15 protein-coding genes are annotated in these 14,794 nt (G+C 64.1%); all 15 read right to left on the minus strand.

All coding sequences use genetic code 11. The features are described from left to right. Positions 1–3: 3 nt before the first annotated feature. Positions 4–1,512: an NADH-quinone oxidoreductase subunit M gene (locus I6F12_RS17795; protein ID WP_036025336.1), complete on the minus strand. Its 1,509-nt coding sequence runs from the start codon at positions 1,510–1,512 to the stop codon at positions 4–6. Next, a complete protein-coding gene (gene nuoL / locus I6F12_RS17800; RefSeq protein ID WP_225125166.1) occupies positions 1,513–3,612 on the minus strand; it encodes an NADH-quinone oxidoreductase subunit L in 2,100 nt (699 codons plus the stop codon). Positions 3,613–3,673: 61 nt separating this feature from the next. Next, positions 3,674–3,982, minus strand: a complete 309-nt coding sequence (gene nuoK, locus I6F12_RS17805) for an NADH-quinone oxidoreductase subunit NuoK (protein ID WP_036010170.1) — start codon at positions 3,980–3,982, stop codon at positions 3,674–3,676. Further along, positions 3,979–4,617 carry an NADH-quinone oxidoreductase subunit J gene (locus I6F12_RS17810; RefSeq protein WP_036010173.1) on the minus strand — a complete coding sequence of 213 codons (639 nt, stop codon included), beginning with the start codon at positions 4,615–4,617 and terminating at the stop codon, positions 3,979–3,981. Before I6F12_RS17810 ends, nuoK begins: the two co-directional genes overlap by 4 nt. A gap of 9 nt (positions 4,618–4,626) precedes the next feature. Continuing rightward, positions 4,627–5,115 (minus strand): NADH-quinone oxidoreductase subunit NuoI, encoded by a 489-nt coding sequence (gene nuoI / locus I6F12_RS17815; RefSeq protein WP_027550624.1) that lies wholly within the window; start codon positions 5,113–5,115, stop codon positions 4,627–4,629. Between the two features lie 14 nt (positions 5,116–5,129). Further along, positions 5,130–6,197, minus strand: a complete 1,068-nt coding sequence (nuoH, locus tag I6F12_RS17820; protein WP_085969087.1) for an NADH-quinone oxidoreductase subunit NuoH — start codon at positions 6,195–6,197, stop codon at positions 5,130–5,132. Between the two features lie 10 nt (positions 6,198–6,207). After that, positions 6,208–8,283 (minus strand): NADH-quinone oxidoreductase subunit NuoG, encoded by a 2,076-nt coding sequence (gene nuoG / locus I6F12_RS17825; RefSeq protein WP_036025342.1) that lies wholly within the window; start codon positions 8,281–8,283, stop codon positions 6,208–6,210. A gap of 5 nt (positions 8,284–8,288) precedes the next feature. Further along, a complete protein-coding gene (gene nuoF, locus I6F12_RS17830) occupies positions 8,289–9,614 on the minus strand; it encodes an NADH-quinone oxidoreductase subunit NuoF (protein WP_225156925.1) in 1,326 nt (441 codons plus the stop codon). 15 nt (positions 9,615–9,629) lie between these two features. Next, positions 9,630–9,830, minus strand: coding sequence for a hypothetical protein (locus I6F12_RS17835; protein WP_050991808.1), 201 nt, complete (start codon positions 9,828–9,830; stop codon positions 9,630–9,632). Continuing rightward, on the minus strand, positions 9,830–10,441 hold the full coding sequence (nuoE, locus tag I6F12_RS17840; protein ID WP_035704001.1) for an NADH-quinone oxidoreductase subunit NuoE: 612 nt from the start codon (positions 10,439–10,441) through the stop codon (positions 9,830–9,832). The genes I6F12_RS17835 and nuoE overlap by 1 nt, the downstream gene beginning before the upstream one ends. Positions 10,442–10,453: 12 nt before the next feature. Continuing rightward, positions 10,454–11,446, minus strand: a complete 993-nt coding sequence (locus I6F12_RS17845) for an FkbM family methyltransferase (protein ID WP_225157011.1) — start codon at positions 11,444–11,446, stop codon at positions 10,454–10,456. Further along, positions 11,446–12,642: an NADH-quinone oxidoreductase subunit D gene (locus I6F12_RS17850; protein WP_225156926.1), complete on the minus strand. Its 1,197-nt coding sequence runs from the start codon at positions 12,640–12,642 to the stop codon at positions 11,446–11,448. Before I6F12_RS17850 ends, I6F12_RS17845 begins: the two co-directional genes overlap by 1 nt. Positions 12,643–12,644: 2 nt before the next feature. Continuing rightward, positions 12,645–13,259, minus strand: coding sequence for an NADH-quinone oxidoreductase subunit C (locus I6F12_RS17855; protein ID WP_109143579.1), 615 nt, complete (start codon positions 13,257–13,259; stop codon positions 12,645–12,647). Between the two features lie 11 nt (positions 13,260–13,270). Beyond that, positions 13,271–13,855, minus strand: coding sequence for an NADH-quinone oxidoreductase subunit B (locus I6F12_RS17860; protein ID WP_225157012.1), 585 nt, complete (start codon positions 13,853–13,855; stop codon positions 13,271–13,273). Next, on the minus strand, positions 13,852–14,217 hold the full coding sequence (locus tag I6F12_RS17865; RefSeq protein ID WP_225156927.1) for an NADH-quinone oxidoreductase subunit A: 366 nt from the start codon (positions 14,215–14,217) through the stop codon (positions 13,852–13,854). Before I6F12_RS17865 ends, I6F12_RS17860 begins: the two co-directional genes overlap by 4 nt. Between the last annotated feature and the right edge of the window lie 577 nt (positions 14,218–14,794).

A 14,794-nucleotide genomic window follows, 5' to 3' on the forward strand; every position in this document is an offset into this window, starting at 1 on the left:
CGATCACTGGAGCAGTGCGGCGGCCTTCACGGCCGTCACGGCGGTGTTGTAATTGTTAACGAGTTGCTGGACCGAGGCGGCCGACATGTCGAGCACCGGCTTCGGATAGACGCCGAACAGGATCGTCAGCGCGATCATCGGGAATAGAATGACGCACTCCCGCAAGGTGAGATCCTTCATGCTCGCCAGCTGCGGCTTGACCAGCGCTCCGAACACGACCTTGCGATAGAGCCATAGTGCATAGGCCGCCGAGAGGATCACGCCGAAGCTGGCGAAGAACGCGGTCGGGATCGAGACCTTGAAGGTGCCGAGCAGCGTCATGAACTCGCCGACGAAGCCGCTCGTGCCGGGCAGACCGACATTGGCCATGGTGAACACCATGAAGGTCATCGCATAGAGCGGCATCCGGTTGACGAGGCCGCCATAGGCCGCGATCTCGCGGGTGTGCAGGCGGTCGTAGACGACGCCGACGCAGAGGAACAGCGCGCCGGAGACGATGCCGTGCGAGATCATCTGGAACACGCCGCCGGCGACGCCCTGCATGGTGCCGGCGAAGATGCCCATGGTGACGAAGCCCATATGCGCGACCGAGGAGTACGCGATCAGCTTCTTCATGTCCTCCTGCATCAGCGCCACCAGCGAGGTGTAGATGATGGCGATGGCCGAGAGCGTGAACACCAGCGGCGCGAAGTCGTGCGAGGCCAGCGGGAACATCGGCAGCGAGAAGCGCAGGAAGCCGTAGCCGCCCATCTTCAGGAGGATCGCGGCCAGGACCACGGAGCCCGCAGTCGGCGCTTCGACGTGCGCGTCCGGAAGCCAGGTGTGCACCGGCCACATCGGCATCTTCACCGCAAAGGAGGCGAAGAAGGCGAGCCACGCCCAGGTCTGCAACGACCGCGGCACGGCGGTGTGCATCAGGGTCGGGATGTCGGTGGTGCCGCCGTTCCAATACAGCGCCATGATGGCGAGCAGCATCAGGACCGAGCCGAGCAGCGTGTAGAGGAAGAACTTGAACGAGGCATAGACCCGGCGCGGACCGCCCCAGACGCCGATGATCAGGAACATCGGGATCAGGCCGCCCTCGAAGAACAGGTAGAACAGCACGAGATCGAGCGCCGAGAAGGTGCCGATCATGAGCGTTTCCAGAATCAGGAACGCCATCATGTATTCGCGGACGCGGTTGGTGATCGCCTTCCAGCTCGCGACGATGCAGAACGGCATCACGGCGGTGGTGAGGATCACGAGCGGCAGCGAGATGCCGTCGACGCCCATGTGGTAGGTGATGCCGGTGGCGAGCCAGTTCGCCTTCTCGACGAACTGGAAGTCGGGGTTGCTGGGGTCGAAGCGCATGACCAGGATCACCGACACCGCGAAGGTGATCAGCGTGGTCCAGAGCGCGATCCAGCGCGAATTGCGCCGCGCCGCCTCGTCGTCACCGCGGCTCAGATAGACGATCAGCGCGCCGACCAGGGGCAGGAACGTCGTGACCGAAAGAATGGGCCAGGTTGTCATTTACTGGCCTCCAAAGCCGAACATGAACCAGGTGATCAGGCCGGCAGCGCCGATCAGCATGGCGAATGCATAGTGATAGAGATAGCCGGTCTGGATCTTGACGACGTTGCGGGTGACGTCCAGCACGCGGGCCGAGACGCCGTCGGGGCCGAAGCCGTCGATGATGAAGCCGTCGCCCTTCTTCCAGAGCTGGTAGCCGATCCACTTCGCCGGACGGACGAAGATGATGTCGTACAGCTCGTCGAAGTACCATTTGTTGAGCAGGAACTGGTACAGCATCGGCTGCGTGTTCGCGAGCTCGACCGGCAGGTAGGGCCGGCGGATGTAGAACAGGTACGAGACGAGGAAGCCCAGCACCATCATCACCGTCGGCAGGAAGGCGATGGTCTGAGGGATGTGGTGCATCTCCTCGATGATGTGCGGGTTCATCTTCACGGACTCGCGGAAGAACTCCTCGACCCCGTGGCCGGCGAACAGCTCCTTGAACGGCAGGCCCGCGACGAACGAGCCGACCGCGAGCACGCCGATCGGGATCAGGATCCAGAGCGGAGCCTCATGCGCGGCCTCGTAATGATGCTCGTCATGCGGCTCGCCGTGGAAGGTCTTGAAGATCAGGCGCCAGGAGTAGAACGAGGTCAGGCCGGCGGCGACGATCGTCATCAGGAAGCCGTACACGGCGAACGGATTGTGGGAGGCGTAGGCGGACTCGATGATCGCGTCCTTGGAGAAGTAGCCGGCGGTGAGCGGGAAGCCGGTCAGCGCCAGCGTGCCGACCACCATCACCGCATAGGTGTAGGGAATCTTCTTCCAGAGGCCGCCCATGTTGCGGATGTCCTGCTCGTGGTGCATCGCGTAGATCACCGAGCCGGAGCCCAAGAACAGCAGCGCCTTGAAGAAGGCATGCGTGAACAAATGGAACATGCCGACCGAATAGGCGCCTGCTCCCATCGCCACGAACATGTAGCCGAGCTGCGAACAGGTCGAATAGGCGACGATGCGCTTGATGTCGTTCTGGACGAGGCCGATGGTCGCCGCGAAAAACGCGGTGGTGGCGCCGAAGAACATCACGACGGCCTGCGCGTTCGGGGCGAGCTCGAACAGCGGCGACAGGCGCGCCACCATGAAGACGCCGGCAGTGACCATGGTCGCGGCGTGGATCAGCGCCGAGACCGGGGTCGGACCTTCCATTGCGTCCGGCAACCAGGTGTGCAGCAGGAACTGCGCCGACTTGCCCATCGCGCCCATGAACAGCAGCAGACAGGTCAGGGTCAGCGCGTCGGCATGCCAGCCGAGGAAGTTGATTGTCTTGCCGGTGAGGCCGGGCGCGGCGTGGAAGATGGTCTCGAAATCGGTCGAGCCGACCAGCATGAAGACCGCGAAGATACCGAGCGCGAAGCCGAAGTCGCCGACGCGGTTGACCACGAAGGCCTTGATGGCGGCAGCGTTGGCCGAGGGCTTCTGGTACCAGAAGCCGATCAGCAGATAGCTGGCGAGACCCACGCCTTCCCAGCCGAAGAACAGCTGCACCAGATTGTCGGCCGTCACCAGCATCAGCATGGCGAAGGTGAACAGCGAGAGATACCCGAAGAAGCGCGGCCGGTTCGGGTCCTCGTCCATGTAGCCGATGGAATAGAGGTGCACGAGCGAGGACACGGTCGTCACCACCACCAGCATTACGGCGGTGAGCGTATCGACGCGCAGCGTCCACCAGACCTGGAGATCGCCGGAGAAGATCCAGGGCAGCAACTGGATCCTGTAGTCGTGATGCATGAAGCCGACGTCGACCAGCGTCATCCAGGACAAGGCTGCCGAGACGAACAGCAGCCCGGTGGTGATCAGCTCGGCCGCGCGCGAGCCCGCCGCCGGCGGCTCGGTCGGGCCATGGCCGTGATCATCGTGAGCGTCGTCGTGATGGCTCTCGTGGATGACGGAGGCATCCTCGTTGATCTTGTCGGACGCATGGGCATGCGCGCCATGGCCGTGGCCGCCGTGATGATCGAGCTCGTCGCCCGAGGGGTTGCGGGCATGCGCGCCGAACAGCGCGATCAGGCCAGCCAGAATGGCGCCCAGCAGAGGCAGAAAGACAATTGCCTGAACCATGACTTACTCTTTCCGCATGATCTGGTCGGAAAACCGGTACCCACTTTTCCGGATCATGCGCTCAGCCCTTCATCAGATTGACGTCCTCAACCGCGATCGAGCCGCGATTGCGGAAATAGACCACCAGGATGGCGAGACCGATCGCAGCTTCGGCAGCCGCGACCGTCAGCACCAGCAGCGCGAAGACCTGGCCGACGATGTCGCCGAGGAAGCTCGAGAACGCCACGAGGTTGATGTTGACCGAGAGCAGGATCAGCTCGATCGACATCAGGATGACGATGATGTTCTTGCGGTTCAGGAAGATGCCGAGGATGCCGAGCGTGAACAGGATCGCGCCGACCGCCAGATAGTGTCCGAGCCCGATCGTCATTTCACCCACTCCGCCGCATCCGCGTCCGAGAGCCCCTGCCCCGGCGCCACCTTGCGCACCGCCATCGCGATGTCGGGCGTGCGCGCGTTCTGAACGTTGATGTCCTGCCGCTTGACCTTCTCCTTGTGGCGCAGCGTCAGCACGATGGCGCCGATCATGGCGACCAGGAGCACCATGCCCGAGAGCTGGAAGTAGTGGATGTACTTCGTATAGAGCACGAGACCGAGCGCCTCGGTGTTGCTGACGTTGGCCGGGATCGCTGCCGTGATCGTCTTGGAGACGCCGGGATTGATGACCCAGAAGCCGACGGTGAGCAGCAACTCGAACATGAAGATGCCGCCGATCACGAGGCCGACCGGCAGGTACTCGATGAAGCCCTCGCGCAGCTCGAGGAAGTCGACATCGAGCATCATGATCACGAACAGGAACAGCACCGCGACCGCGCCGACATAGACGACGATCAGCATCATGCCGAGGAACTCGGCGCCCATCAGCACGAACAGGCCGGAGGCGTTGACGAAGGCCAGGATCAGGTACAGCACGGAGTGCACGGGATTGCGCGAGACAATCACCATCACGGCCGAGGCGACGCAGACGCCGGCGAAGAGATAAAAGAACAGTGCGGGAAGGATCATGCCCTCACCTCACCGGTACGGCGCGTCGAGCTCGATCGCCTTGGCGATCTCGCGTTCCCAGCGGTCGCCGTTGGCGAGCAGCTTGGCCTTGTCATAATAGAGCTCCTCGCGGGTCTCGGTCGCGAACTCGAAGTTCGGGCCTTCAACGATGGCATCGACCGGACAGGCCTCCTGGCAGAGGCCGCAATAGATGCACTTCACCATGTCGATGTCGTAGCGCACGGTGCGGCGGGTGCCGTCGTTGCGGCGCGGGCCGGCCTCGATGGTGATGGCCTGCGCCGGGCAGACCGCCTCGCACAGCTTGCAGGCAATGCAGCGCTCTTCGCCGTTCGGATAGCGGCGCAGCGCGTGCTCGCCGCGGAAGCGGGGCGAGATCGGGCCCTTCTCGAACGGATAGTTCAGCGTCGGCTTCGGCTGAAAGAAATAACGCATGGCGAGGAAGAACGCCGAGACGAATTCCGACAGCAGAAGCGAGCGTGCAGTGGCGTTGACGTTGATACCCATGACGGCCCTCACTTCGGCGCGATGCCGGCGAAATGCAGCACGCCGGCCACCACGATCACCATCGCCAGCGACAGCGGCAGGAACACCTTCCAGCCGAGGCGCATCAATTGATCGTAGCGGTAGCGCGGCACGATCGCCTTCGCCATCGCGAACAGGAAGAACATGAAGAACAGTTTCAGCGAGAACCAGATGATCCCCGGCACCCAGTTGAAGGGCGGCAGGTCCACCGGCGGCAGCCAGCCTCCGAGGAACAGGATCGTCGCCAGCGCGCACATCGTGACGATTGCGACATACTCACCGAGCATGAACAAGAGGTACGGCGTCGAGCCGTACTCGACCATGAAGCCGGCGACGAGCTCGGATTCGGCTTCGACGAGGTCGAAGGGCGGACGGTTGGTTTCCGCCAGCGCCGAGACGTAGAACACCACGAACATCGGGAACAACGGCCAGACGTACCAATTCAGGATCGTCAGCTGCGGCAGCCCGATCAGGCTGGCGAGACCGCGCGCGTGCTGGGCCTCGACCACCGCCGTCAGGTTCAGCGTGCCGGCGCAGAGCAGCACGGTGATGATGACGAAGCCGATCGAGACTTCGTACGACACCATCTGCGCCGCCGAGCGCAGCGCGGCGAGGAAGGGGTATTTCGAGTTCGACGACCAGCCGGCCATGATGATGCCGTAGATCGACAGCGACGAGATCGCGAAGATGAAGAGGACGCCGACATTGATGTCGGCGATCACCCAGCCGAGATTGGTCGGGATCACGGCCCAGGCGGCGAGCGCGAGCACGCATGAGACCAAGGGAGCAAGAAGAAACACGCCCTTGTTGGCGCCGGCCGGAATGATCGGCTCCTTCAGCACGAACTTCAGCAGGTCGGCGAAGGATTGCAGCAGGCCCCACGGGCCGACGACGTTCGGGCCGCGGCGGATCTGCACCGCCGCCCAGATCTTGCGGTCGGCGAGCAGGATGTAGGCGATCGCGACCAGCAGGACGACGAGCACGAGGACGCTCTGCGCGACCATGATGATCAGCGGCCAGAGGAACCCGGTCCAGAATGCGCTTTCGAAGAATTCCATCAGATCACGCTCACTCCGCTGCGGTCAGCATCTGCCCGGAGGCGAGGCGCGAGCATTCCGCCATCACGGCGGACGCACGCGCGATTGGGTTGGTCAAATAGAAGTCCTCGACCAGAGGCTTGAACGGCGCCTTCTCGGGCGAGCCGCCCTTGCCCGCCAGCTTCTTGATCTGGTCGGCCGAGCCGGCCTCGATCTGGTCGAGACGGATCAGATGCGGCACGGCCTTGAACACCGCTTGGCGCAGGGCTTGAAGCGAGTCATAGCCGAGCTTCTTGCCGAGTGCTTCCGACAGTGCGCGGATGATCGCCCAGTCCTCGCGGGCCTCGCCCGGCGGGAACGCGGCGCGGCCCGTCATCTGCACGCGGCCTTCGGTGTTGACGTAGATCGCGGACTTCTCGGTGTAGGCGGCCGCCGGCAGGATGACGTCGGCGCGGTGCGCGCCGCGATCACCATGGGTGCCGATATAGACGACGAAGGTGCCGTCAGGCGCCTTGATCTCGTCGGCGCCGAGCAGGAACAGCAAGTCGAGCGTGCCGAAGGTCGTCATCTGCGCAGCATTGAGGCCGCCGCTGGTTGCGGCAAAGCCGATGTCGAGCGCGCCGACGCGCGAGGCGGTCTCGTGCAGCACGCCAAAACCGTTCCAGCCGTCCTTGACTGCGCCGACATCGAGCGCGAGCTTGGCGCTGGCGGCGAGAATGGCGGCGCCGTCGTGACGGGCGGCCGCGCCCGCACCGACCAGGATGATCGGATTCTCAGCGTTCTTCAGCACGTCCATGAAGGAATGCTTGCCGGCCGCGAGCTCGGCCAGCGTCTCGGTACCGGCACCGAGGTGGTCGAAATCATAGGTCAGGTCGGCCTTGGCACCGATCACGCCGACCTTGAAGCCGCCGGCGCGCCAACGCTTGCGGATGCGGGCGTTGAACACGGCCGCCTCTTTCCGCGGGTTCGCGCCGATGATGAGCAGCGCGTCGGCCTGCTCGACGCCGGCGAGCGTCGGATTGAAGATGTAGGAGCCGCGGCCGAGCGCCGGATCGAAGGCGTCGCCGCCCTGCACCGCCAGATTGCCCGAGCCGTATTTGCCGAGCAGGTCCTTCAGCGCGAACATCTCCTCGACGCCGGCGAGATCGCCTGCGATCGCGCCGATGCGCTTGCCGTCGGTGCGCGCCGCCTTGGCGGCGATCGCAGCGAAGGCTTCGGTCCAGCTCGCTGCGCGCAGCTTGCCGGCTTCGCGGATATAGGGCCGGTCGAGACGCTGGGTGCGCAGGCCGTCGACGACGTGCCGGGTCTTGTCCGAGATCCACTCCTCGTTCACGGCCTCGTTGATGCGCGGCAGGATCCGCATCACCTCGCGGCCGCGGGTGTCGACGCGGATCGCAGAGCCGACGCCGTCCATGACGTCGATCGACTGGGTCTTGCCGAGCTCCCACGGGCGCGCCGCGAAGGCATAGGGTTTCGAGGTCAGCGCGCCGACCGGGCAGATGTCGACGAGGTTGCCCTGCAATTCCGAGGTCAGCGCGTGCTCGAGATAGGTCGTGATCTCCATGTCCTCGCCGCGGCCGGTAGCGCCCATCTCGGGCGCGCCGGCGACTTCCGCCGAAAAGCGGACGCAGCGCGTGCACTGGATGCAGCGGTTCATGGAGGTCTTGACCAGCGCGCCGAGATATTTGTCCTCGACCGCGCGCTTGTTCTCGGCGAAGCGGCTGGTGTCGACACCATAGCCCATCGCCTGGTCCTGCAGGTCGCACTCGCCGCCCTGGTCGCAGATCGGGCAATCCAGCGGATGGTTGATCAGAAGGAATTCCATCACGCCTTCGCGTGCCTTCTTCACCATCGGCGAACGCGTCGAAATCTCGGGCGGCTCGCCCTTGGGGCCCGGACGGCAATCGCGCACGCCCCAGGCGCAGCTCGCGACCGGCTTCGGACCGCCCTTCACCTCGACGAGGCACATCCGGCAATTGCCGGCGATCGACAGCCGCTCGTGATAGCAGAAGCGCGGAATCTCGGCGCCGGCCGCCTCGCACGCCTGAAGCAGCGTGTACTCGGCGGGGACATCGATCTCTTTGCCGTCGATGATGAGCTTGGTCATGTCTCTTACTCCGCCGCGACCATGTTCACGGGATCGCGGACCCCGATGTCATCGACATCGGCCTTGTGCGAATATTGGTCGATGCGCGCTTCGATCTCGTGGCGGAAGTGCGTGATCAGGCCCTGGATCGGCCAGGCCGCGGCGTCGCCGAGCGCGCAGATGGTGTGGCCTTCGACCTGCTTGGTGACCTCGAGCAGCATGTCGATCTCGCGCTTGTGGGCACGGCCTTCGGCCATGCGGGTCAGGACGCGCCACATCCAGCCCGTGCCCTCGCGGCACGGCGTGCACTGGCCGCAGCTCTCGTGCTTGTAGAAATAGGAGATGCGGGCGATCGCACGGATCAGGTCGGTCGACTTGTCCATCACGATCACGGCGGCGGTGCCGAGGCCCGAGCGCAGCTTGCTCAGGCTATCGAAATCCATCGGGGTGTCGATGATCTGCTCGGCCGGCACCATGCGCACCGACGAGCCGCCGGGGATCACGGCCTTGAGGTTGTCCCAGCCGCCGCGAATGCCGCCGCAATGCTTCTCGATCAGCTCACGGAACGGGATGCCCATAGCCTCTTCGACGTTGCAGGGCCGCTCGACATGGCCGGAGATGCAGAACAGCTTGGTGCCGACATTGTTCGGGCGGCCGATGCCGGCGAACCACGCCGCGCCGCGGCGCAGGATATCGGGCGCAACGGCGATGGATTCGACGTTGTTGACGGTGGTCGGGCAGCCGAACAGACCGACATTCGCCGGGAACGGCGGCTTCAGCCGCGGCTGACCCTTCTTGCCCTCGAGGCTTTCGAGCAGCGCAGTCTCCTCGCCGCAGATATAGGCGCCGGCGCCGTGGGCGACGTAGAGGTCGAACGGCCAGCCGTTGAGATTGTCCTTGCCGATCAGCTTGGCTTCATAGGCCTGGTCGATCGCGGCCTGAAGGCGCTCGCGCTCGCGGATGAACTCGCCGCGGACATAGATGTAGCAGGCATGCGCGTTCATCGCGAAGCTCGCGATCAGGCAGCCCTCGACCAACAGATGCGGATCATGCCGCATGATCTCGCGGTCCTTGCAGGTGCCGGGCTCGGATTCGTCGGCGTTGACGACGAGATAGCTGGGACGGCCGTCGGTCGATTCCTTCGGCATGAAGGACCACTTGAGACCGGTGGGGAAGCCGGCGCCGCCGCGGCCGCGCAGCCCTGAGGCCTTCATCTCGTTGATGATCCAGTCGCGGCCCTTGTCGATGATGTTCTTGGTGCCGTCCCAGGCGCCGCGGCGCCGCGCACCCTCGAGCCCCCAATCATAGAGGCCGTAGAGGTTCTTGAAGATGCGGTCCTTGTCCTCGAGCATATCAGTGCTTTCCGATCAACGAATGGACTGCTTGTAGGCAAGTCCGGCGGCGCAGACGGCGAAGAACAGCGCCCAGAGCAGACTGGTCTCCTGCGACGCGTTCATGAAGTAACGCTGCAGCAGGAACATGAAGGCAGCCGCGATCGCGGCGTGCATGGCGACGAAGCCCCATTTCTTCACGGCCGCGGTCCCTCCGGTTACGACGAGATCACGCATCAGGTGATCTCCTTGAGCGTGGTCGGTCCTGATATCGGCGCCGAGAATTGGCGGCCGTTCTGCGGACCGGGCTTGGGCGGATTGCCCGAAGCGAAGCCATCGAGCACCTTGCCGAAGCTTTCCTTGGTCAGGTCCTCATAGGTGTCCTTGCCGATCAGCACCATCGGCGCGTTCACGCAGGCCCCCAGGCACTCCACCTCCTCCCAGCTGAAATTGCCGTCCTTGGAGAGATGGAAGGGCTCGTGATGGATGCGGTGCTCGCAGACGTGGATCAGATCCTCGGCGCCGCGCAGCCGGCACGGCGTGGTGCCGCAGACCTGGACGTGGGCCTTCTTGCCGACGGGGGCGAGCTGGAACATGGTGTAGAAGGTCGCGACTTCCAGCACGCGGATATAGGGCATGTCGAGCATGTCGGCGATGACGCGGATCGCGGCCTCCGACACCCAGCCCTCGTTCTGCTCCTGCGCGCGCCAGAGGATGGCGATGACGGCGGAGGCCTGGCGGCCGGCGGGATATTTCGCGATCTGCTGCCGGGCGAATGCGAGGTTCTCCTCCGTGAACGCAAAGCTCGCGGGCTGGACTTCCTTCGGTGCTAATCGGCGAACGGACATCTCTTCAATCTCTCACTGCATGCGGCGCGCGGACTTGGCATTCAGATTTTTGGTATCCAGGTTCTTGGCGTTCATGGCCTCGATCCTGTCCTGCCAGAATGCGCTTGCGGTGCCGAAAACGTTGTAGCCGACGTGGGTCGAGACCTTGATGCGGTCGAGGATCGACAGCTCGGTCACGGTCTCCATGCGGTTGCTGCGCGGATCGAACACGATCAGCTTCAGCGGGGTCTGCTCGAGGATGAAGCGCGACACGGCGTGAGAACGGTCGCTGCCGTGCTCCTCGCACATGATCACGCTGTCGGTCTGCAGCAGGCGGACGCCGCCCTTGATCGCCTCGATCTCGACGCCTTCGACGTCGAGCTTGATCAGGTATTTGCCGGTGGCCGCGACCTTGCCGTCCTCGATCAAATTGTCGAGCGCGATCACCGGGACCTCCTCGCCGCCCGCCGACTGATCGCCGGCGATGCTGAAGGCCTCGTGCTTGGTGCCCGACAGACGCGCGGTGCCGCGCGCCGCGCCGATGGCGCATTTCATGGTCTCGAAGCGGCCAGCGTTGATGCGCGCATTGTTGGCGAGCTTCGAATAGTTCAGGCCCGACGGCTCGATCGCGATCGCCTTGTGCGCGCCGAACGGCTTGCTCGACACCAGCACCGACCAATAGCCGTAATTGGCGCCGCAATCGAGCAGCGTGTAGTCGACGTCGATGGAATTGGCGAACAAGAGCTCGAGCTCGTCCTCGTAAATGTAGGAGCGGTTGAGCAGCTTGCTCCAATAGCCGTCGCCGTAGGGGAATTCGAACACCGCGTCGGGATTGAGCCTGATCGCGATGTTGCGCTCGGGCAGCGTCTTGCGCAGCAAATTCGCGCAGGCGATGTAGCCCATATGCGAGAAGTGCGAGGAGATCTTCGATCCCGTCACCAGCGCCAAGGCAGCCGTCCGCTCCCACAGGTTGGCCCCTTCAAGAGCCCCCGAGGCACGGTCAAACTGGATCGGCGCCTGCGCCATCACCGATCGACCTCTCCGAACACGATGTCGAGCGAGCCGAGGATCGCCGAGACGTCGGCGAGCAGATGGCCGCGGCAGATGTGATCCATCGCCTGGAGATGCGCGAAGCCCGGCGCGCGGATCTTGCACTTGTAGGGCTTGTTGGTGCCGTCGGCGACGAGATAGACGCCGAACTCGCCCTTGGGCGCCTCGACCGCAGCATAGACCTCGCCGGCCGGCACGTGGACGCCTTCGGTGTAGAGCTTGAAGTGGTGGATCAGCGCTTCCATCGAGCGCTTCATCTCGCCACGGCGCGGCGGCGCGACCTTGTTGTCTTCGACGACGACGGGGCCCTTGCCGTCAGGCGCGTTCAGCTTCTGGATGCACTGTTTCATGATGCGCACGGACTGGCGCATCTCTTCCATGCGGATCAGGTAGCGGTCGTAGCAGTCGCCGTTCTTGCCGATCGGAATGTCGAAATCCATCTCGGCGTAGCACTCATAGGGCTGCGACTTGCGCAAGTCCCAGGCCGCGCCCGAGCCGCGCACCATCACACCCGAGAAACCCCATTCCCAGGCTTCCTTGAGCGGCACCACGCCGATGTCGACGTTGCGCTGCTTGAAGATGCGATTGGCGGTGAGCAGACGGTCGAGATCGGCGACGACCTTGAGGAACGGATCGCACCAGGCCTCGATGTCGTCGACCAGCTTCTGCGGCAGGTCCTGATGCACGCCGCCGATACGGAAATAGGCCGCATGCATGCGGCTGCCCGAGGCGCGCTCATAGAACACCATCAACTTCTCGCGCTCTTCGAAGCCCCACAGCGGCGGAGTCAGCGCGCCGACGTCCATCGCCTGCGTGGTGACGTTGAGCAGATGCGAGAGGATGCGGCCGATCTCGCAATAGAGCACGCGGATCAGCTGGCCGCGGCGCGGCACCTCGATGCCGAGCAGCTTTTCGGCGGCGAGGCAGAAGGCGTGCTCCTGATTCATCGGCGCGACGTAGTCGAGCCGGTCGAAATAAGGGATCGCCTGCAAGTACGTCTTCTGCTCGATCAGCTTCTCGGTGCCGCGGTGAAGCAGGCCGATATGCGGATCGACGCGCTCTACCACTTCGCCGTCCAGCTCCAGCACGAGGCGCAGCACGCCGTGCGCCGCAGGATGCTGCGGACCAAAGTTGATCGTGAAGTTACGAAGATTCTGCGGTTGCTCGTTCATGATCAGACCTTCGGCCCCGCTTTTTCATCGCCCGGAAGCACCGGATAGTCGGCACCTTCCCAAGGAGACAAAAAGTCGAACTTGCGGAATTCCTGGTTGAGCCGGACCGGCTCGTACACCACCCGCTTCTCCTGATCGTCGTAGCGGACCTCGACGAAGCCGGTGAGCGGGAAATCCTTGCGCAGCGGATGGCCCTCGAAGCCGTAGTCGGTGAGGATGCGGCGCATGTCGGGATGGCCGACGAAGAACACGCCGTAGAGGTCGTAGGCTTCGCGCTCGAACCAGTCGGCGCCCGGGAAGACGTCGATCAGCGAGGGCACCTGCGTGGTCTCGTCGGCTTGCGCCTTGAGCCGGATGCGCGCGTTCAAGGTCGGCGACAGGAAGTGATAGATGACGTCGAAGCGCTTCTCGCGATCCGGATAGTCCACCGCCGTGATGTCGGTGATGTTGACGAACCGGCAGTTCGGGTCATCGCGGAGGTACTTGACCACCTCGACGATCCTGGCGGCCTCGACGTCAACGGTGAGCTGGCTGAAGGCCACCGAGTGACCGGTCGCGGCGCCCGGAAGCGCGCTAACGATCGTCTGCCCCAGGGCGTCGAGCTTGGCGTCGTCCATGACGTAAAACCTTAGCGTTCGATGGTGCCGGTGCGCCGGATCTTCTTCTGCAGCAGCAGCACGCCGTAGAGCAGCGCCTCCGCCGTGGGCGGGCAGCCCGGCACGTAGATGTCGATCGGCACGATGCGGTCGCAGCCGCGCACGACCGAGTAGGAATAGTGATAGTAGCCGCCGCCATTGGCGCAGGAGCCCATCGAGATGACGTAGCGCGGCTCGGGCATCTGGTCGTAGACCTTGCGCAGCGCCGGCGCCATCTTGTTGGTCAGCGTTCCCGCCACGATCATCACGTCGGACTGACGCGGCGAGGCACGCGGGGCGAAGCCGAAGCGCTCGACGTCGTAGCGCGGCATCGAGACCTGCATCATCTCGACCGCGCAGCAGGCGAGACCGAAGGTCATCCACATCAAAGAGCCGGTACGCGCCCAGGTGATGAGGTCGTCGGTCGCGGCCACCAAGAAGCCCTTGTCGGACAGCTCGGAATTGACCTCGAGGAAGAACGGATCATTGGCCCCGACCGGCTTGCCGGTCGAAGGATCCAGAATGCCCTTCGGGGCCGGTGCGATCACCGGACCTGCGGACTGTGTAGACGGGTTCAATCCCATTCGAGGGCCCCTTTCTTCCATTCATAGGCGAACCCGACCGTCAGCACGGCGAGGAACACCACCATGGACCAGAAGCCGGTCGCGCCAAGCTTGCCGAACGCCACCGCCCAGGGAAACAGAAACGCCACCTCGAGATCGAAGATGATGAAGAGGATGGCGACGAGATAGAAGCGGACGTCGAACTTCACGCGGGCGTCGTCGAAGGCGTTGAAGCCGCACTCGTAGGCCGACAGCTTTTCGGGATCCGGCTGCTGGAACGCCACGATGAACGGCGCGATCAGCAGCACGAGGCCGATCAGGCCCGCTACCCCTATAAAGACGACGAGTGGAAGATAGTTCTGCAGAATGCCGCTCATTGGCGAGCCCTTTTCCCGCAGCCTCGGGACAGCCACGGATTCGTCCGATTTGGAATTATTCTGAGCCTTAGCGCAGTGCACCAATGGGCGCAAGACACGCTCTTTTCGGGCCCTTTGCCGCCCCCAGAACGGTGAAAATCCCGGAATCACCCCGCGGCTGGTATGGAGCAGATCGCCCCACCCAGCAAGGGCTGCCACGGTCTCGCAGGTCAGCCGTTCTGAGATTGCGGCACTCGGGCCGAGGCAGCTATCGCTGCGCGCTGACCGACCAAATGCTCGGGCTTTGATGCAGCGCCGCAGGGGCAATTCCCCCGTTGTCGCGGCGACAGATTTGCCGATCGGCGCGGTCAGGACCAACAATGCTGGTGCCGCCGCCTCAGGTGCAGGAAAGACCTGTCCACAGCTCAGAGTAATCGGAGGAGCCATGCGTCATCACAGGACCAGGGCTCGTCCGGCGAATGTGCCCGCGATTGGCTCCAAGCCGGTCGCGGGCGCGGCGGCGACCTGCCGGTCGCTCGCGCCGCGCCCGGATGAGCTTTGGGCCGGGGGGCATGGCCCGCGAGCTCATCGTAACCGC

This window comes from Bradyrhizobium sp. IC4059 (genome assembly GCF_020193615.1).
Taxonomy (GTDB): domain Bacteria; phylum Pseudomonadota; class Alphaproteobacteria; order Rhizobiales; family Xanthobacteraceae; genus Bradyrhizobium; species Bradyrhizobium yuanmingense.